Source organism: Allorhizobium pseudoryzae, from assembly GCF_011046245.1.
Taxonomy (GTDB): domain Bacteria; phylum Pseudomonadota; class Alphaproteobacteria; order Rhizobiales; family Rhizobiaceae; genus Neorhizobium; species Neorhizobium pseudoryzae.
In genome coordinates this window covers 3,099,475-3,118,388 of the sequence record NZ_CP049241.1, presented here as the reverse complement: position 1 = coordinate 3,118,388, position 18,914 = coordinate 3,099,475, and the positions used below count along the sequence as shown (strand labels likewise).

The 18,914-nt window shown below is 61.5% G+C and carries 20 protein-coding genes; 14 read left to right on the top strand and 6 right to left on the bottom strand.

Annotation, left to right across the window (positions count from 1 at the left end):
• Positions 1 to 2: 2 nt before the first annotated feature.
• The 5 genes from G6N78_RS15085 to G6N78_RS15065 form a co-directional block, all read right to left on the bottom strand.
• On the bottom strand, positions 3 to 1,139 hold the full coding sequence (locus tag G6N78_RS15085; RefSeq protein WP_165219838.1) for a GGDEF domain-containing protein: 1,137 nt from the start codon (positions 1,137 to 1,139) through the stop codon (positions 3 to 5).
• Between the two features lie 164 nt (positions 1,140 to 1,303).
• A complete protein-coding gene (locus tag G6N78_RS15080; protein WP_165219836.1) occupies positions 1,304 to 1,729 on the bottom strand; it encodes an HIT family protein in 426 nt (141 codons plus the stop codon).
• Complete coding sequence (locus G6N78_RS15075; RefSeq protein WP_165219834.1) at positions 1,710 to 2,942, bottom strand: GNAT family N-acetyltransferase; 1,233 nt, start codon at positions 2,940 to 2,942, stop codon at positions 1,710 to 1,712. Before G6N78_RS15075 ends, G6N78_RS15080 begins: the two co-directional genes overlap by 20 nt.
• A complete protein-coding gene (locus tag G6N78_RS15070) occupies positions 2,939 to 3,676 on the bottom strand; it encodes a glycerophosphodiester phosphodiesterase (RefSeq protein ID WP_165219832.1) in 738 nt (245 codons plus the stop codon). Before G6N78_RS15070 ends, G6N78_RS15075 begins: the two co-directional genes overlap by 4 nt.
• Positions 3,673 to 4,143, bottom strand: a complete 471-nt coding sequence (locus G6N78_RS15065) for a RidA family protein (RefSeq protein WP_165219830.1) — start codon at positions 4,141 to 4,143, stop codon at positions 3,673 to 3,675. The genes G6N78_RS15070 and G6N78_RS15065 overlap by 4 nt, the downstream gene beginning before the upstream one ends.
• 127 nt (positions 4,144 to 4,270) lie before the next feature.
• Here G6N78_RS15065 and G6N78_RS15060 point away from each other — a divergent pair, with 127 nt between their 5' ends.
• Positions 4,271 to 5,107, top strand: coding sequence for a cell envelope integrity EipB family protein (locus G6N78_RS15060; protein WP_165219828.1), 837 nt, complete (start codon positions 4,271 to 4,273; stop codon positions 5,105 to 5,107).
• A gap of 24 nt (positions 5,108 to 5,131) precedes the next feature.
• Here G6N78_RS15060 and G6N78_RS15055 read toward each other — a convergent pair whose 3' ends face one another.
• Complete coding sequence (locus G6N78_RS15055) at positions 5,132 to 5,485, bottom strand: STY0301 family protein (protein WP_165219826.1); 354 nt, start codon at positions 5,483 to 5,485, stop codon at positions 5,132 to 5,134.
• Positions 5,486 to 5,774: 289 nt separating this feature from the next.
• On the opposite strand from G6N78_RS15055, the gene rpsB reads away from it, so the two are divergent.
• From rpsB to lpxB, 13 genes are all read left to right on the top strand, one after another.
• Complete coding sequence (gene rpsB / locus G6N78_RS15050) at positions 5,775 to 6,542, top strand: 30S ribosomal protein S2 (RefSeq protein WP_165219824.1); 768 nt, start codon at positions 5,775 to 5,777, stop codon at positions 6,540 to 6,542.
• 240 nt (positions 6,543 to 6,782) lie between these two features.
• Positions 6,783 to 7,709, top strand: coding sequence for a translation elongation factor Ts (gene tsf, locus G6N78_RS15045; RefSeq protein ID WP_165219822.1), 927 nt, complete (start codon positions 6,783 to 6,785; stop codon positions 7,707 to 7,709).
• 98 nt (positions 7,710 to 7,807) lie between these two features.
• Entirely contained in the window at positions 7,808 to 8,533 is a 726-nt protein-coding gene (pyrH, locus tag G6N78_RS15040) for a UMP kinase (protein ID WP_165219820.1), read from the top strand.
• A 56-nt stretch (positions 8,534 to 8,589) separates the two neighbouring features.
• Positions 8,590 to 9,150: a ribosome recycling factor gene (frr, locus tag G6N78_RS15035; RefSeq protein ID WP_165219818.1), complete on the top strand. Its 561-nt coding sequence runs from the start codon at positions 8,590 to 8,592 to the stop codon at positions 9,148 to 9,150.
• 50 nt (positions 9,151 to 9,200) lie between these two features.
• Positions 9,201 to 9,944 carry an isoprenyl transferase gene (locus G6N78_RS15030; protein WP_165219816.1) on the top strand — a complete coding sequence of 248 codons (744 nt, stop codon included), beginning with the start codon at positions 9,201 to 9,203 and terminating at the stop codon, positions 9,942 to 9,944.
• On the top strand, positions 9,944 to 10,777 hold the full coding sequence (locus tag G6N78_RS15025; RefSeq protein WP_165219814.1) for a phosphatidate cytidylyltransferase: 834 nt from the start codon (positions 9,944 to 9,946) through the stop codon (positions 10,775 to 10,777). Before G6N78_RS15030 ends, G6N78_RS15025 begins: the two co-directional genes overlap by 1 nt.
• Before the next feature lie 28 nt (positions 10,778 to 10,805).
• On the top strand, positions 10,806 to 11,930 hold the full coding sequence (gene rseP / locus G6N78_RS15020; RefSeq protein WP_165219812.1) for an RIP metalloprotease RseP: 1,125 nt from the start codon (positions 10,806 to 10,808) through the stop codon (positions 11,928 to 11,930).
• 188 nt (positions 11,931 to 12,118) lie between these two features.
• Positions 12,119 to 14,446: an outer membrane protein assembly factor BamA gene (bamA, locus tag G6N78_RS15015; RefSeq protein WP_165219810.1), complete on the top strand. Its 2,328-nt coding sequence runs from the start codon at positions 12,119 to 12,121 to the stop codon at positions 14,444 to 14,446.
• 50 nt (positions 14,447 to 14,496) lie between these two features.
• Complete coding sequence (lpxD, locus tag G6N78_RS15010) at positions 14,497 to 15,558, top strand: UDP-3-O-(3-hydroxymyristoyl)glucosamine N-acyltransferase (RefSeq protein ID WP_165219808.1); 1,062 nt, start codon at positions 14,497 to 14,499, stop codon at positions 15,556 to 15,558.
• Complete coding sequence (gene fabZ / locus G6N78_RS15005; RefSeq protein WP_165219806.1) at positions 15,551 to 16,015, top strand: 3-hydroxyacyl-ACP dehydratase FabZ; 465 nt, start codon at positions 15,551 to 15,553, stop codon at positions 16,013 to 16,015. The genes lpxD and fabZ overlap by 8 nt, the downstream gene beginning before the upstream one ends.
• The gene (lpxA, locus tag G6N78_RS15000) at positions 16,015 to 16,830 is read left to right on the top strand and encodes an acyl-ACP--UDP-N-acetylglucosamine O-acyltransferase (RefSeq protein WP_165219804.1); all 816 of its coding nucleotides are present in this window, start codon (positions 16,015 to 16,017) and stop codon (positions 16,828 to 16,830) included. The genes fabZ and lpxA overlap by 1 nt, the downstream gene beginning before the upstream one ends.
• 1 nt (position 16,831) lies before the next feature.
• Positions 16,832 to 17,719 carry an LpxI family protein gene (locus G6N78_RS14995; RefSeq protein ID WP_165219802.1) on the top strand — a complete coding sequence of 296 codons (888 nt, stop codon included), beginning with the start codon at positions 16,832 to 16,834 and terminating at the stop codon, positions 17,717 to 17,719.
• The gene (lpxB, locus tag G6N78_RS14990) at positions 17,716 to 18,885 is read left to right on the top strand and encodes a lipid-A-disaccharide synthase (RefSeq protein ID WP_165219800.1); all 1,170 of its coding nucleotides are present in this window, start codon (positions 17,716 to 17,718) and stop codon (positions 18,883 to 18,885) included. Before G6N78_RS14995 ends, lpxB begins: the two co-directional genes overlap by 4 nt.
• Positions 18,886 to 18,914: the final 29 nt, after the last annotated feature.

Below are 18,914 nucleotides of genomic sequence, written 5' to 3'. Positions count from 1 at the left end.
CCTCACGCGACCTGCTGGATGGCGACTTTAGAGAATTCGACGAGCCCGCGGCCCTTGCGTTTGGCCTCGTACAGCGCGTGGTCGGCTGCGACGATCAGGCGCTGCGGCGTTTCCTGTGTGTTGTCGGTCGCGGCAACGCCGACGCTGGCACCGATCGTCACCTCCTGCCCCATCACTGCATACGGTTGCGACAGCGACGCCGTAATCCGCTTGGCCAGACGAACTGCGTCGAGCGAGGCTTCGAGGTGCGGCTGGATCACGAGGAATTCGTCCCCGCCGCGGCGTGCGGCAATCGCATCTGCCGGAAGCATGTCATTCAGCCGCCGCGCGACTTCCACCAGGATCGCGTCGCCCACCGCATGGCCGAACGTATCATTGGCGGCCTTGAAGTGGTCGAGATCGATGAAATGCACCGCGACCGCCTGGCCCGGTCTCACCTGCTGCCCGAGGAAAAGCCGCTGCAATTGCTGATCGACGGTGAAACGATTGGCCAGTCCCGTCAGCGGATCGCTGCCGGCAAGGGCGGCCAATTCGGCTCGCGTGATCAGCACATCGAAGGTGAGGCGGTAGCTGGTCCGGATCAGTTGCAGGCTGGCGAGCGACATCATCAGAAGGAACAGCGCCAGCATCTTGTAGAGAAACAGCGCATGAAACAGCAGGACCACGATATAGGGCAGAGTCGCGATCTTGATGCAGGCAATGGCCAGGATCGGGCGCACGGCAAGCCGCGTGACGATGCCGGTGCAATAACTGACGAGAAAGACAGCGGAAAACAGTTGCGCCTCTTCCGGCCCCCGCCAGAACGTATAGGTGCCGATGGCGCCGACGAGGATGGAAAACAGCAGGCTGCCCGCAGAGTGGGCCGCTTCCCAGAACCGCGTTGTGTGCCGCTCCCTGAAATACTTGTAGGCGCGATCGATGACGAACCGCAGGGCGGCAATGAGGAGAGCGATCACCGCAAATGCAGCGAACACGTCGTCATCCGCCTTGCGGGCAATCAGGCTGCAGAAGAAGGCAGCGGCAAAGCCGATGAACACGACGTTGAAGGTGGAGGCATACAGGAGATCGATCAGCTCCGCCCGGATGGGCGCTTCCTTGTCCACGGCCGGACGGCCTTTGGAAAAATGCGGTAGGATCATGTCGTGTCGTCGCCTGAAGGATCCGGTCTCCGGCCAGGAAGATGCCCGGCGCATGCCGATAGATGCGCCGAACCGGTTATGATTCTCCTCGAAAAAAAGAAACAAATCCTCACATTCTCGCCTTTGCGGTCAAAAATGGAGAACACGGGCGGAAGAAAATCCGCTTAAAGGCAGGCTTTCACCTTTTCGGCATGCGCGGCCAGCACTGCATGGTCTTCCATCTTGCCGGAATGCGGCTTCAGCGCTTCACCTTCCTTGCGCGGAACCACATGCACATGCAGGTGAAACACCGTCTGGCCGACGGCCGCCTCGTTGAACTGCGAGATCAGCACGCCATCGGCCTCGAAGGCATCCCGTGCGGCAACCGCAAGCTTCTGCACGACCGGAAACAGTTTTGCAAGAACGGCGGGGTCGGCATCGAGAAGATTGCGGGACCCCACCTTGGGGATCACCAAGAGATGGCCCGGCGCCTGCGGCATCACGTCCATGAAGGCCAGCGTGTCGTCGTCTTCGTACACCTTGTGGCAGGGGATCTCGCCCTTCAGGATTTTGGCGAAGATGTTGTTTGCATCATAGGTCTGGCTCGTCATGGCCGTCTGAATCCCTTCTGATAGAAATGCCGTCCTGCCGCTCTCCCTTGCGGAAGGGGCTGTGTTCGGTCAAGACCTCACCGGTATATTCCACCTGCCGCCGTTCCTGTTTCAGGTAATCGGCCACCGCGCGGCGAAGTCCCGGATGGGTGATGTAATGGGCGGAATGGGTGGTGACCGGAAGGTAGCCGCGGGCGAGCTTGTGTTCGCCCTGCGCGCCAGCCTCCACCCGGGCAAGCTTGTGGGCCAGGGCAAAATCGATTGCCTGGTGGTAGCACACCTCGAAATGCAGGAAGGCGTGGTCTTCGATGCAGCCCCAGTGGCGGCCGAACAGTGTGTCTTCGCCGATGAAATTGATGGCGCCGGCAATGTAGCGGCCCTCGCGCTTGGCCATGACGAGCAGGATATCGTCCGCCATGCGTTCGCCGATCAGCGAATAGAAACGGCGGTTGAGATAGGGGCGGCCCCACTTGCGGCTGCCGGTATCCATATAGAAGGTGAAGAACTGGTCCCAGATCTCTTCCGTCAGGTCGCTGCCGGTCAGCCAATCGATGGTGATCCCGTTCTCCAGCGCCTGCCGCCGCTCCTTGCGCAGGTTCTTCCGCTTGGAGGAGGAGAGTTCGCCGAGGAATTCCTCGTGATTGGCGTAGCCCTTGTTGATGAAATGGAACTGCTGGTCGGTGCGGTGGAGGAACCCGGCCTCCTCGAACGCAGGAAGTTCCGCCTCCGGCAGGAAGGTGACATGTGCGGATGAAACACCGGTCTGCCGTGCGACCTCGGCAAGGCCCGCGGCAAGCGTCGCCTGTACGGTAGCCGCCGCAGCATCTCCGGCACCGGTCAGAAGGCGCGGGCCTGTGGCCGGGGTGAACGGGATCGCACACTGGATTTTTGGGTAATAATCCCCGCCCGCCCGCTCGAACGCGTCGGCCCAGCTGTGATCGAAGACATATTCGCCCTGGCTGTGACTTTTCAGGTAACCGGGGACGGCGCCGATGAGGCGCCCGGTTGCGTCCTCCAGGAGCAGGTGATGGCCGAGCCAGCCTGTCTTGGATGACGCTGACCCCGATTCCTCCAGCGATGACAGGAAGGCGTGCGAGAGGAACGGGTTGAAGGGGGTTACCCCTCCGCGTCGTGTTCCGGAAAGCTCGGCCCAGCGCTGAGGCGCGATGGACGAGAGGGAGTTTTCAACGCGGAGGGTGAGCTTTTCGGTCATGCGGCAGAGGGACTGCTTTCTCTGGGGTCGAAACCCTCGAACGTCATCTGGTCTGCATGAGTATAGGTATGGGCGCGCGCCTTTTCATCCCTCACCGTCCAGGTAATCACCGGAATGCCGAGCTGGCGCTGTGCGGTGATGAAACTGTTGGGCAGGTGCGCCCAGTGGTAGGAGATGAAATCAAGTCCGAGCTGCATCGCCTCGTCATGTTTGAAGAAGTCTTCTGCCGTATCGCCCATGGCGGTCAGGCCGACCGGGTAGGGCGCGCCAACCCGTTTCAGGTCCTTCAGCAGATGATGGTCGAAGCTCATCAGCGCGATCCGACCTTGGTAGCCTTCCAGCACCTCGAGCACGGTTTCGACGAAGCCATCATCGTCTTCGGCGCTGCGGCCCTTCAACTCGATCACCAGCGGCACCTTGCCCTTCACCAGGTCGAGCAACTGCTTGAGCTTCGGAATGCGGTCGGCGGTGCCGCCGACCGAGAGCAGGCCGAGTTCGGACGCCATCTTTTCCCGGACATCGCCCTTGATCGCACAGAGCCGTTCCAGCGTGTCGTCATGGAAGACCATCGGCACGCTGTCGGCGGACAGCTGGATATCGCATTCGATGGCAAAACCGGCCTCGACGGCACGGCTGAACGCCGAGAGCGTGTTTTCCCAGACGGCCTTGTTGAGATCGTGATAGCCGCGATGGGCGACCGGAATCTCCTTGATCCAGTTCGCGTCGGTGCTCATGCCTCGACCTCAAGGATCGCATCGACTTCGACCGCCGCGTTGAAGGGCAGGGCCGCCATGCCGACGGCAGCGCGAGCATGCTTGCCGGCATCGCCAAGAACATTGGCGATGAGATTGGAGGCACCGTTCATCACCACGTGCTGCTCGATGAAGCCCGGTGCCGAGGCGATGAAGCCGTTGAGCTTCAGCACGCGGCGGACCTTGCCAAGATCGCCGCCAAGCGCTGCCTTGACCTGGGCAAGGATATTGATGGCGCAGAGTTCTGCGGCGCGCTGGGCGGTCGCGACATCGACGTCGGCGCCGACAAGGCCGGTCACGGCGACCTTGCCGCCTTCCATGGGCAGCTGGCCGGAAATGTAGAGCGTGTTGCCGCTCAGCACGAAGGGAACATAGTTGGCGGCGGGCGCTGCCGCGACGGGCAGGTCTATCCCCAGCTCTTTCAGACGGGCTTCGATCGCTTCCGACATTTCATTCTCCAGCTCGATTGTAAAAAAGACTTGATTCCGTCACACAGGACGAGTGGGGTTATCACCCTACGCATCACTCGATGGCGTTCATATAACACTGCCCATTGAGTCCCATAGGAGATTGTGGATGTCGCGACCGAAACTGGGAACCCTCCTTCTTGTGAGCGCATCGCTGGTGGCCGGTTCGAGCCCCGCGCTTGCCGGTCTTGAAGCCGCGCGTGCTCTGGTGCCGCACCGCGCCGTCTATGACCTCAAGCTGCGCGACGTTTCCGAACGGTCCGGCATCGAAGGCATGTTCGGTCGCATGGTCTATGAGTTCACCGGCTCGGCCTGCACGGGCTTTACGACGAATTTCCGATTCGTGACGAAGATCGATACGGGCGAAGAGATGCGCCTGACCGACCAGCAGACGACGACCTTCGAGAATGCCAGTTCCGGCCAGTTCCGGTTCGACACCAAGAGCTATACCGATGAAAAGCTCGACAAGCAGGTGACCGGTGAAGCGAAGGACGATGCGAACGGCTTGAAGATCGCGCTCGCCAAGCCCGATCCGCGGGAAGTCGATCTGACGCCGGCCAAATTCCCGACAGAACACATGCTGGACGTGATCGAGAACGCCCGCGCCGGCAAGCGCTTCTTCGAAGCCCGCATTTTTGACGGATCCGAGGATGGCGACAAGAGCCTGATGACGAGCACGGTGGTTGGTCTGCAGCAGACGCCGGCCGCGGATGATCCGGACGCCAAAAGTGCCGGCGAGTTTTCCGCCAAGCCCTATTGGCCGGTGACGATCGCCTATTACAACGAGGACGGAAAGACGGATGCGCTTCCCGTCTACCGCATGTCGTTCAAGCTCTACGACAACGGCATCACCCGTGACCTGACGATGGATTACGGCGATTTCGTGCTGTCCGGCACGCTGTCCAAGCTCGAACTTCTGGATAAGCAGCCGGAGACCTGCCGCTGATCCACCACCGCCGGCTCTTCTTAGTCAGCGGCAGGTGAGACTGCCGCCGGCTTTTGCGTCAAAGACCTGTTCGCAGGTTTTGACCTTTGTCTTGATCTCGACGAAGACGGGCTTGGCCTGGCCCTTGTAATGGCAACCAAGCACCACGTGGCGTCCAGCGGCGTAGACGCCGCTGACATCGAAGCGGTTCTTGCCCTTGCTAACCGTTCCGGTGGAGGTGTCGGGCGCAAGCACTGCGTTATCCTCCATCGGTCCGTCATAGACCTCCGCCTGCGCCAGCATCTTTCCCGGTATCGTCGGGCAGGCGGTTTCCGCCGCAAGCGCAGGCGAGGCGGCGGCCATCAGGATGATGACACAGGCGGGCAATGGCGGTTTCACGCGGACCTCATGAAAAAGCATCGGGATGACCTTGGTATTGCTGAGGTTGCAACAGCAAAGGTGCGCTGTAAAGTGACCCGGCGCGCGCAAAGGCACTGCGATTGCGCATGTTTCCCTGAAATCGACGGCCACAAGGCTTGCATTTGCCCAGCAATGCCGTTATGCGCAGCCCATTCCACACGCGAAACTTGGGATGGTCCGGGAGAAATCCGGGCGGTTCCGCCGGTGGTCGGCCAACGGTCGACTGTTCGTTTCGCGGGGGTTAAACCGGAAACAAGGAGAAAAAGGCATGGCATTGCCTGATTTCAGCATGCGCCAGCTTCTGGAAGCTGGTGTTCACTTCGGCCACCAGACTCACCGCTGGAACCCGAAGATGAAGCCGTACATCTTCGGTGATCGTAACAACATCCACATCATCGACCTCGCGCAGACCGTTCCGATGCTGTCGCGCGCCCTGCAGGTGATTTCCGACACCGTTGCCCGTGGCGGCCGCGTTCTGTTTGTCGGCACCAAGCGCCAGGCGTCCGAACTGATCGCCGACAGCGCAAAGCGTTCGGCTCAGTACTACGTCAACTCCCGCTGGCTCGGCGGCATGATGACGAACTGGAAGACGATTTCGAACTCGATCCAGCGCCTGCGCAAGCTTGACGAAATCCTGGCGTCCGACGCCCAGGGCTTCACCAAGAAGGAGCGCCTGAACCTCGAGCGCGAACGCGAGAAGCTGGACAAGGCTCTCGGCGGTATCCGCGACATGGGCGGCACGCCGGACCTGATGTTCATCATCGACACGAACAAGGAAAAGATCGCCATCGATGAAGCCAAGCGCCTGGGCATCCCGGTTGTGGCCATCATCGACTCGAACTGCGATCCGGACCTGATCGACTACCCGATCCCGGGCAACGACGACGCATCGCGCGCCATCGCTCTCTACTGCGACCTGATCGCTCGTGCCGCCATCGATGGCCTGGCACGCCAGCAGGGCGCTTCCGGTCGCGACATCGGCGCTATGGCCGAAGCTCCGATCGAGCCGGCTCTGTCCGAAGAGACCGAAGCCTGATCATAATGTGCGGGGAGGGCCTTGGTCCTCCCCGGCATCTCTGAAGGCTGGTACGATCGGCCTTCGACGAATTTCAAGGCGTCCGGCGCCGGTGGAACCTTTCGTTTCGCCAATCATCGCGTGAGATCGCGCGGACGGTTATTCATCACGCTGTCACACTTCCGGGTACATTCGTGCCCCAAACGGGCGCCCGCCCACCGATTCCGGCAGGCGCACCCCTGATTGGACAAGAGGCAAACAATGGCTGAAATCACTGCTGCACTGGTTAAGGAACTGCGCGAGAAGTCCGGCGCAGGCATGATGGATTGCAAGAAGGCTCTCACCGAGAACAATGGTGATATCGAAGCCGCCATCGACTGGCTGCGCGCCAAGGGCATCGCCAAGGCCGACAAGAAGTCGGGCCGCACCGCTGCTGAAGGCCTGATCGGCATCGCCGGCGCCGGCCACAAGGCTGTCGTGATCGAGCTGAACTCGGAAACCGACTTCGTGGCCCGTAACGATGCCTTCCAGGACCTCGTCCGCGGCGTTGCCAACGTGGCGCTCGGCACCGACGGCACCGTTGATGCCGTTGCTGCTGCCACCTACCCGGCAACCGGCAAGTCCGTATCCGACACCATCAAGGATGCGATCGCCACGATCGGCGAAAACATGACGCTGCGCCGCTCGGCCCTGCTCGAAGTTCCGCACGGCGTTGTTGCGACCTACATCCACAACGCAGCCGGCGACGGCATCGGCAAGCTCGGCGTTCTGGTTGCCCTGAAGTCGGAAGGCGACAAGGCCGTCCTGACCTCGATCGGCCGCCAGGTTGCCATGCACATTGCTGCGACGAACCCGCTCGCCATCCGCGCCGAAGAAGTTGACGCCGCCGTTGCAGAACGCGAGCGCAACGTCTTCATCGAGCAGTCCCGCGCTTCGGGCAAGCCGGACGCCATCATCGAAAAGATGGTTGAAGGTCGTATGCGCAAGTTCTTCGAAGAAGTCGCTCTTCTCTCGCAGGCTTTCGTCATCAATCCGGAGCAGACTGTCGGTGAAGCCGTCAAGGCTGCCGAGAAGGAAGCTGGCGCTTCGATCGAAGTTGTCGGCATGGTTCGTCTCCTGCTCGGCGAAGGCGTCGAGAAGGAAGAGACCGATTTCGCGGCCGAAGTGGCTGCAGCCGTCAAGCACTAATCTTTATACGCCAAAACTTGTGAATGCAGGGGGCATCGCGTGACAATGCGATGCCCTTCGTGTATCCGGCTGTCGGTGTGATCCTCGAAGGAGTTTCCATGTCTTCCTCCCAACCCGTCTATAAACGTGTGCTGCTCAAGGTCTCCGGTGAGGCCTTGATGGGTAGCCAAGGCTTCGGCATCGATGTTGCCGTGGCCGACCGGATTGCCGCCGACATCGCAGATGCGGTGCGCATGGGGGTGGAAGTCGGCCTCGTGGTCGGCGGCGGAAACATTTTTCGCGGTGTGGCGGTTGCCTCGAAGGGCGGCGACCGGGTGACCGGCGACCACATGGGCATGCTGGCGACCGTCATCAACGCGCTGGCGCTTGCCACGTCGCTGCGCAAGCTCGATGTCGAGACCGTCGTGCTCTCGGCGATTGCCATGCCGGAGATCTGTGAAAGCTTCTCGCAGCGCCGCACGCTGCACCACATGGCCCAGGGCCGCGTGGTGATCTTTGCCGGCGGTACGGGCAACCCGTTCTTTACGACCGATTCCGCCGGCGCCCTGCGCGCCGCCGAAATCGGCGCCGAAGCGATCTTCAAGGGAACGCAGGTGGACGGCATCTATTCCGCCGACCCGAAGAAGGACCCGACGGCCACCCGCTTTGAAACGCTGACCCACAGCGAAGTGCTGGAAAAGGGGCTTGCGGTCATGGACGTTGCCGCGGTAGCTCTCGCCCGCGAAAATTCGATCCCGATCATCGTCTTCTCCATCCACGAGAAGGGCGGTTTCGGCGCAATCCTCACGGGCGGTGGCCGCAAGACCATCGTGACCGACATCTGATGGCAGGCTGCGGCGGGGCTGCGCCGGCCGCTATTTTGATAAGAACGGAGTGGAACATGAGTGGACCCGTCGATCTGAACGACATCAAGCGCCGCATGGACGGCGCGATTGCGGCCTTCAAGAGCGATATCGCATCGCTGCGCACGGGCCGCGCATCGGCCAACATTCTCGATCCGGTGATGGTCGAAGCCTACGGCTCGCGCGTGCCGCTGAACCAGGTGGCCAACATCACCGTGCCGGAGCCGCGCATGCTGGGCGTCTCCATCTGGGACAAGACGATGGTGGGTGCGGTCGATCGCGCCATCCGCGAATCGAATCTCGGCCTCAACCCGATCGTCGATGGCCAGAACCTGCGCATTCCGCTGCCCGAACTCAACGAGGAGCGCCGCAAGTCGCTCGTCAAGGTGGCGCATGACTATGCCGAGAAGAGCAAGGTTGCCATCCGCCACGTGCGCCGTGACGGCATGGAAGCCCTGAAAAAGGCCGAGAAAGACGGCGTGATGGGGCAGGACGATAGCCGCGCCCAGTCCGAGCGCGTCCAGAAGATGACGGATGATACGATTTCCGAAATCGACCGCTTGCTTGCCGAAAAGGAAAAGGAAATCATGCAGGTCTAGGGCCTGCGGTTTCGCAATTTTTCCTATTGGACGAAAGTGAGCGGTTTAGGATGGTCAGCGGTGAAGTGTCACCAGTGCCACAGCACGTCGCCATCATCATGGATGGTAACGGGCGCTGGGCGAAGGAGCGGGGCCTGCCGCGCACGATGGGTCACACCAAGGGCGTGGAAGCGGTCCGGCGTGCCGTGCGCGCGGCTGGTGACGCCGGTGTGAAATATCTGACGCTTTTCGCGTTTTCCTCTGAAAACTGGTCCCGGCCGGAAGCCGAGGTCTCCGACCTCATGGGGCTGTTGCGCCGCTTCATCCGCCGGGATCTCGCCGAACTGCACAAGTCCAATGTTCGCATCCGCGTCATCGGTGACCGGACCAGTCTGAAGAGCGACATCCTGCCGCTGCTCTTGGAAGCGGAAGAGACGACGAAGGACAATAGCGCGCTGACGCTGATCATCGCTTTCAACTACGGCGCGCGCGACGAGATCACGCGCGCCGTGCAGCAACTGGCGCAAGAGGTGGCGAATGGCCGCCTGACGCCGGACCAGATCACCGCGGATCTGGTGACCGCAAAACTCGATACGGCCGGAATTCCGGACCCTGACCTCATCATCCGGACCAGCGGCGAGGAGCGTCTGTCGAACTTCCTGCTGTGGCAGGCGGCCTATGCGGAATTCGTCTTCCTGCCCGATTACTGGCCGGATTTCACCGCAGAGACCTTTGCCGAGGCACTGCGGATCTTTGCCGTGCGTGAGCGGCGTTTCGGCGGGGTGACCGCCGTGCCAACCGCGGTGGCAGGCTGATGTCGCCGGAACTGAAAAAGCGGATCGCCTCGGCCATCGTTCTGGCTATCATCACCTTGGCTGCCACCTGGTTCGGCGGCATCGCCTTCCGGATGCTGGCCGCTCTCATCGCGCTGCTCGTCTATTACGAATGGTCGAGCATGACGCGGCTGGCCGACCGCGATTTTCGCGGCAACGCGCTTGGCTGGCTGGCGGTTGCCTCGGTTTCCCTCAATCTCGTATTGGGTGACGAAGGGCTTGGCGTGCCGTTGATCGGCGGCTTTACCGTCACGGCGATCCTGTGGGTTCTGGTGCGTGGCGGCTCCCGGTGGCTGCCCGGCGGCATCTTTTACGCCGCGATGAGCGGTGTGTCGCTGGCGGCGATCCGCGGCTCGGACCAGACCGGCTTCGTTGCCATGCTCTTCGTCTTTGCCGTCGTCTGGGCGACCGATATCCTCGCCTTCTTTGTCGGCCGCGCGCTGAAGGGACCCAAACTCGCGCCACGGATCTCGCCCGGCAAGACCTGGTCGGGTGCGCTCGGCGGCACGGCGTTCGGAGTGCTGGCCGGAAGCCTGATATCGCTCGCCTATTTTCCGATTCTGTCGCTGCGCACGGTGTTCATCGCCTTCTTTCTGTCCGTGGCGAGCCAGATCGGCGACCTGTTCGAATCCTTCATCAAGCGCCGCTTCGGCGTCAAGGATTCGAGCCACCTGATTCCCGGTCACGGCGGTGTCATGGACCGAGTCGATGGACTTGTTTTCGCCGGTTTCACCGCTTTTCTACTTGCAATCATGAATGCGGCATGGTCCGACAAGGCGACAGGAACGGTCGCGGCCTTCCTGTTGGGCTTGTAAGAGACGAATGTTGGAGGATGGAGCCTGAATGGCGATATTGGGTTTGATCACCGGCTACATCATTCCGTTCATTCTCGTTTTATCCTTTCTCGTCTTTATCCATGAGATGGGGCACTACCTCGTTGGCCGGTGGTGCGGCATCCGTGTGACGGCCTTCTCCATCGGTTTCGGTCCGGAACTGATCGGCTTCACGGATCGACAGGGAACCCGCTGGAAGGTGAGCGCCATTCCGCTGGGCGGGTATGTGCGCTTCTTCGGGGATGAAGATGTCGCAAGCCGTCCGGACGGCACCCAGATAGCCCATCTGTCGCTTGAGGAGCGGGCGCAGACGCTGGGCGGCGCCAAGCTCTGGAAGCGCGCCGCAACCGTGGCCGCCGGCCCGCTGGCGAATTTCCTTCTGGCGATCGTGATCTTTGCTGCCGTCTTCAGCCTCTACGGGCGCATGGTCGCCGATCCGGTGGTTGCCGAAGTGCGGGCCAACAGTGCCGCGGCCGAAGCCGGCGTGGAGCCTGGTGATCTCCTGGTTGCACTCGATGGCTCAGCCGTCCGCACCTTCGATGATGTGCGTCGCTATGTCAGCGTCCGGCCGGAAACGCCAATCGTCGTCACCGTCGAGCGCGGCGGCCGCTCCCTTGACCTGCCGATGGTGCCGAAGCGGGTGGACATCACCGATCAGTTCGGCAATCGGGTCGAGATGGGTCAGATCGGCATCGTGACGGACGAGCAGCGCGGCAATTTCCGCCGCGTCACCTATTCGCCGCTGGAGGCGATCGGGCAGGGCGTTGCCGAAACGGGACACATCATCACAGGCACCTTCCGCTACATCGGCAATATCTTTTCCGGCAAGATGTCGGCGGACCAGATCGGCGGACCGATCCGGATTGCCGAGACGACGGGGCAGGTGGCAACGCTTGGTTTTGTCGCTGTGTTGAATTTTGCCGCCGTCATTTCCGTTTCGCTAGGACTGATGAATCTCTTTCCCATTCCGGTGCTTGATGGCGGACATCTGGTTCTGTATGCGCTGGAAGCGGTGAGGGGAAAGCCGCTGAGCGAGCGTCTGCAGGAGATCGTGTTCCGCATCGGATTTGCCCTGATCCTCACGCTGATGGTGTTTGCGACATGGAATGACACCATCGGCCGGTGGATCGGCTGATATGCGGTTATAAACCAACTGTTTACCCTGTTGATAAGTCGCCGTGGCGATTGGGTCACGCCTTTCAAGGAAGTAAATAGAAATTAACAGGATACCTTGCTTGTAGGTCAAAAGCAGGTAAAACGACACACGTGGCCGGAGTCGGGTGCCACCCGCCGAGGGACAACGGGAAAAGGTAAGATTTGAAAATGAAAGCTGGTTCAAAGTTTTTGAACGCAGTCTCGGCGTTTGCGCTGTCTGCTGGTGTTGTCGCGTCGGGTGCAGGTGTTGTCGTGATCGCCTCGCCTCTGGTGGCTGAGGCTGCGGTGATCCAGCGGGTCGATGTGCGGGGAGCACAGCGTGCCGGGCAGGAAGCCGTTCGTTCCAACATCACAATTCGCCCCGGCGTCAGCTTCTCGAATGCTGACATCGATGAATCGGTCAAGCGTCTGTACGCGACCGGTTATTTTTCCGACGTCCGCATCTCGGTGTCCGGCAGCACGCTGGTCGTGACCGTCAATGAGAGCCAGCTGGTCAACCAGGTGGTCTTCAACGGCAACCGCAAGATCAAGGACGACAAGCTTCAGGGCGTCGTTCAGACCCAGCCGCTCGGTCCCTACAGCGAAGCGCTCGCCACTGCCGATATTCAGCGCATTCGTGAGGCCTACACGCAGATCGGTCGCAGCGACGTTCAGGTCACCACCCAGGTGGTTCCTGTCGGTCAGGGCCGCGTCAACATCGCCTTCGTGATCAACGAAGGTGAGCGTACGAAGATCGCCAACATCAATTTCGTCGGCAACCAGGCCTATGGCGACCGCCGTCTGCACGACGTGCTGGTGACGAAGGAATCCGGTCCGCTGTCCTTCCTGACCCGCAAGGACGTCTATACCGACGACAAGCTGCGCGCCGACGAGGATGCGCTGCGCCAGTTCTATTACAACCACGGCTATCCGGACTTCCGCGTCGTATCCTCGGACGCTGTGCTGGACGAGTCCAAGAACGAATACACGATCACCTTCACGGTCGAAGAAGGTCCGCGTTACACCTTCGGCAATATCTCCGTTGAATCCACGGTTCCGGGCATCGACGGCGCGCAGCTGAACAGCCTCGTTGAAACGAAGGCTGGCGATACCTATAACGCCCGTGACGTTCAGAAGACGATCGAAGCGATTTCGAAGAAGGTCGCGTCGGCGGGTTACCCGTTTGCCCGCGTCACGCCGCGCGGCGACCGCAACTTCCAGACCAACACGGTTGGCGTCTCCTACCTGGTCGATCAGGGTGAGCGCGCCTATGTCGAGCGGATCGAAATTCGCGGAAACACGCGGACCCGCGACTACGTCATCCGTCGCGAGTTCGATCTCAGCGAAGGCGATGCCTTCAACCAGCTGGCCATCACCCGTGCGAAGCGTCGCCTCGAGGCGCTCGGCTACTTCGCCAAGGTCAATATCGGCACGCAGCCGGGTTCGTCTCCGGACCGCGTCGTCATTGTCGTGGACGTTGAAGACCAGTCGACGGGTTCGTTCGGCATCGGCGCCGGTTACGCCGCCAATGATGGTGTCGTGCTCGAAGCCTCGATCGAAGAAAAGAACTTCCTCGGTCGTGGTCAATACATCCGCCTGGCGGCTGGTGCTGGCGAAAACGACGCGCAGACCTACTCCTTGAACTTCACCGAGCCGTATTTCCTGGGCTATCGCCTGGCTGCTGGCTTCGACGTGTTCAAGAGCCAGTCGTCTTCGGAAGATTACTACTCATACAATGAGCAGGGCTTTACGCTGCGCGTGACGGCTCCGATCACCGAAGAACTGGCGACGACGCTGCGCTACACCTACAAGCAGATCGAATATTCCGGCGAAGGCAGCTGGACGACCGGCCTGTCGCAGCCCTATCGTGATCTTGTCAACGGCGGAAAGTACGAGCAGTCGATCATCGGTCAGACGCTCACCTACAACACGCTCGACAACATGACGCTTCCGCGTGAAGGCATTTACGCGACGGTGACTCACGAGTTTGCGGGTCTGGGTGGCGATTCGGAATACTACAAGATCTATGGTCGCGCCCGTTACTTCCACCTGCTGTCGGATGAACTGGACCTGATCGGTCAGATTGCCGTGGGTGCCGGTCATGTGGTGGCAACCGGCGACAAGCTGAACGTGTTCGACCAGTTCACCATCGGTGGTCGCCAGATTCGTGGCTTCGAAAGCGACGGTATCGGTCCGCGCATGCCGAACGGCGATACGCTCGGCGGCACGACCTACTTCACCGCCTCGGCTGAACTCAGCGTTCCGATGCCGGCCCTGCCGGAAGACTTCGGTCTTCGTGCCTCCGTCTTTGCGGATGCCGGCACGCTCTACGGTAACGAAGTGGCCAACAGCGCTGGCGCCCTTGGCACCGATAGCGCGTTCCGTGCATCGGTTGGTGCCGGCATCACCTGGGCATCGCCCTTCGGTGCGCTGCGCTTCGACTATGCCGTGCCGGTCGTCAAGGAAGACTACGACCAGGAACAGCGTTTCCGCTTCAGCATGGCGAACCAGTTCTGATATCTGGCGTCCAGAACTGCGTGTGAAAATCTGTTCTGGAGCCTTGGCTGATGGACAAAAACCACTTCTTTCCGCCGCATGACGGAGTGAGCCTTCGCGAGCTCGCTTCGGTCATCGGCGCGGAATTGGGAGATGACAGTTGCGCGGACCGGATCATCCGGTCCGTTGCTCCGGTTGCGCGGGCGAAGGAGGGCGATGTCTGCTACATCGTCTCACGCAAGCACAAGGCTGATCTTCAGACCTGCCGGGCCGCGGCGATCATTTGTGATCCCGCTCTTCGTTCGGTCATCCCCGATCATCTTCCTGTCCTTTTGACTTCCAGGCCGGCCGCTGCCTTTGCGCTCGCTGGCCAGTTCCTGCATCCGGTCGCAGCGCGTGTCCCGGCGGTCACCGCCGCAGGCGGTGTGTCGCCTGCGGCCTATGTCGATCCCTGCGCGCGTCTGGAGCCGGATGTGACGATCGAACCGATGGCCGTCATCGGGCAAGATGCCGAGATCGGCTCCGGATCCTATATCGGACCGGGCGTGGTGATCGGCGCCGGGGTGAAGATCGGTCGCAATTGTTCCGTCGCTGCCGGCGCCTCGATCGTCGCGGCGCTCATCGGCAATGGCGTGATCATCCACAATGGTGTTCGGATCGGCCAGGACGGCTTCGGCTTTGCGCCGGGTCCGCGCGGCATGATCAAGCTCGTTCAGGTTGGCCGGGTCATCATCCAGGACAATGTCGAGATTGGCGCCAATACGACGATCGATCGTGGCGCCATGGACGACACCGTGATCGGCGAAGGCACGAAGATCGATAATCTTGTGCAGATTGCCCACAATGTCTGCATTGGTCGCCATTGCGCGATTGCAAGTGGCGCTGGTATAGCGGGCTCGACAAAAATCGGCGATGGCGTACAGATCGGCGGTGCTTCCGGCATCAATGGTCACATCACCATCGGCGATGGCGTGCAGATTGCAGCCATGAGCGGCGTGATTGCCTCGCTACCGGCGGGCGGTCGTTTTGGCGGCATTCCCGCAAGGCCGATGCCGGATTTCATGCGCGACATTGCGGAGATCATGGTCCGGTCGGATGAGCGAGCAAAAAAAAGAGGAGACAGAAATGGTTGATCAGGAAAAGGCGGCGCTCGGCTCCGTTGAGATCCTGGAGATCATGAAGCTGTTGCCCCATCGGTATCCGTTTCTTCTCGTTGACCGGATCATTGACATCGATGGTGACAACAGTGCGGTCGGCATCAAGAATGTCACGGTCAACGAGCCGCATTTCACCGGCCATTTTCCGGAACAGCCGATCATGCCCGGCGTGCTGCTGATCGAAGCCATGGCGCAGACAGCCGGCGCCATCTGTGCGCGCAAGCAGGGCGAAGGCGGCAAGCTCGTCTATTTCATGACCATCGACAATGCGCGGTTCCGCAAGCCGGTTGTGCCGGGCGATCGCGTGGAAATCCATGTCGTGAAGCAGAAGCAGCGCGGCAATATCTGGAAGTTTCATTGTGAGGCGAAGGTCGAGGGTGCGCTGGTCGCCGAGGCCGATGTTGGCGCCATGATCCGTCCGAAGGAAGATTGATGAGCACAATTGCCGCCACAGCGCGGATTCACCCGCTTGCCGTCATCGAAGACGGCGCGGTGATCGGTAAAAACGTCACCATCGGACCGTTCTGCCGGATCGGCGGACGCGTGGTCCTGCATGACGATGTCGAGGTCATCTCGAATGCCGTGGTGACGGGTCTGACCGAAATCGGCCGCGGCAGCCGGATTTTTCCGATGGCCGTTATCGGTGGCGTCTCGCAGAGCCTGCACGAGGCTGGCGACGATTCACGTCTCGTCGTCGGCGAACGCTGCACCATGCGCGAAGGTGTGACGATGAACACCGGCACGGTCGGCGGCGGCGGTATCACCAGCGTCGGCAACGACTGCCTGTTCCTCGCCAATTCGCATGTTGCGCATGATTGCCGGCTCGGCAACAACATCATCCTGTCCAATAACGTGATGCTGGCCGGGCACGTGATGGTCGATGACCGGGCAATCCTCAGCGGCGGCTGCGCCGTCCACCAGTTCACCCGGATCGGTCGCCAGGCCTTTATTGGCGGATTGGCCGCGGTGAATTATGACGTGATCCCCTACGGCATGCTGAACGGCAACCCGGGCGTGCTCGGTGGTCTGAACGTCGTCGGCATGACCCGCGCCGGCATCGAGCGTGCGGTGATCCATCAGGTCCGGCGGGCCTACAAGCAGATCTTCGAGGCCGAAGGTTCGGTGCGTGCCAATGCGGCAGCCATCCGGGACGAGTTCCTGGATTGCAGCGAGGCGCTCGAGGTGATCGACTTCATCGGCGCGGGCACTGACCGTCCGATCTCCTCACCTTATCGCGGCAAAGCCTGATATGGCGACGGCCGCTCCCGTTGCGACGAGAGAAGGCCGGCTCGCCATCATTGCCGGCGGCGGCTATCTGCCGCTCTACGTGGCGGAAGCCGCAAGAGCTGCAGGCGATGACCCGGTGGTGATTGCCCTGCGGCACGAGGCCGATCGCGATTTCTCCTCCTTTGATCATATGGTGACCGGGGTCGGTGATTTCGCCGGCATCCAGCAGGTGCTCCGCCACAAAGGTGTGCGGCGTGTCGTCTTGTCCGGCGGGGTCAAGCGCCGGCCGGAATGGCGCGACATTCATCCGACCTTCCGCTCCATCCTCAAGATTCCGCATGTGATCCGCACCCTGCTGGCCGGCGGCGACGACACCGTGTTGCAGATGGTCATCGGACTGTTCGAAAGCATGGGATGCCGGGTTGTTGGCGTGCAGGAGATCGTGCCGGGCCTGCTCGCCGAGACCGGACATCTGACCGCAACGCCACCCGCCAGCGAAGACATGCGCGACATCGAGACGGCCGCCGAGGCTGCGCGTCTTTTGGGTCAGCTGGATGTCGGTCAGGGGGCCGTCTGTGTCGGCGGCCGCATTGTGGCGCTGGAAGGCGTCGAAGGGACGGATGCCATGCTGGAGCGTGTCGCCAACCTGCGGGCAGCCGGCCGGATTTCGAAGAAGCGTCGCGGCGTGCTGGTCAAGCTCTGCAAGCCGCAGCAAGACGTGCGCGCCGATCTGCCGACCATCGGTCCGTCCACGGTCCAAAGCGCCATCGCGGCTGGACTTGCGGGTATCGCGGTTGAAGCCGGGCATGCCCTGGTGGTCGATCGCGCGGACATGATTGCGCTGGCGGAACGCAACGGTCTGTTTGTCTGTGGCATTGACCAGGGCATCCGAGGGAGTGGTCTGCGATGAGCCTTCGCCCGTTGAAAATCGCCGTGGTTGCCGGCGAAGTTTCAGGCGACCTTCTGGGCGCCGATCTGATCGCCGCATTCAAGCGGATCTATCCGGGCCCGATCGAACTTGTCGGCGTTGGCGGAGAAGGCCTGCAGGCGGAAGGGCTTCAAAGCCTCTTTGATTTCTCCGAACTGTCGATCATGGGCGTGACACAGGTTCTGAAGCGCCTGCCGCATTTGCTGCGCCGGCTCCGCCAGGCCGGCGATGCGATCATCGCCGCGCGGCCCGATCTGCTTCTGATCATCGATAGCCCCGATTTCACCCATCGTGTTGCCAAGCGCGTGCGCCTTGCGATGCCGGATCTTCCGGTGGTCGATTATGTCTGCCCGAGCGTGTGGGCCTGGAAGGAATACCGGGCGAAGAACATGCTTGCCTATGTCGATCTGGTGCTGGCGCTGCTTCCGTTCGAACCGGCGGCCATGCGCCGGCTGGACGGGCCAAGAACGGAATTCGTCGGGCATCGTCTGACGGCGGATGTCAACGTGCTTGCGGTCCGCGCGCGGCGCCAGGCCCGCCCGACGACAGCGGAGAACAGGACGATCCTGTTGCTGCCCGGGTCGCGATCGACTGAGATCAAGGCGCTGATGCCAGCGCTCAAGCAGACTGCCGAACTGATGCTGGAGCGCAATCCCGGCACCCGTTTCCTGCTCCCCACCGTTCCCCGCCAGAGGGCGCTGGTGGAGGCGTTGCTCTCCGACTGGTCCGTAAAACCGCAACTGACCGCAACGACGACAGACAAATGGGATGCCTTTGCAACCGCCGACATGGCGATTGCCGCCTCCGGTACCGTCACGCTTGAACTTGCGCTCTGCGGCGTTCCGACGGTCTCCATCTACAAGGCGGACCTTTTGATCCGCCTGATGGCCAACAGGATCAAGGTCTGGTCGGCGGCGCTGCCCAATCTGATTGCGGACCGACCGGTGATCCCCGAACATATCAACGAATTGGTGCGGCCCGGTTATCTGGTGCGATGGGCGGAATGCCTGTCGTCCGACACCCCGCAGCGAGAGGCCATGCTGGCGGGTTTCGCCGAGGTGTGGGATAGGCTTTCCACATCCGTTCCGCCGGGCGAAGAGGCAGCAAGGCTGGTGCTTGAACTCCTGGCGGAAAAAGGACGCATCTGAGGCGCGTCTTTCCAGGCGCCGGCATCGAT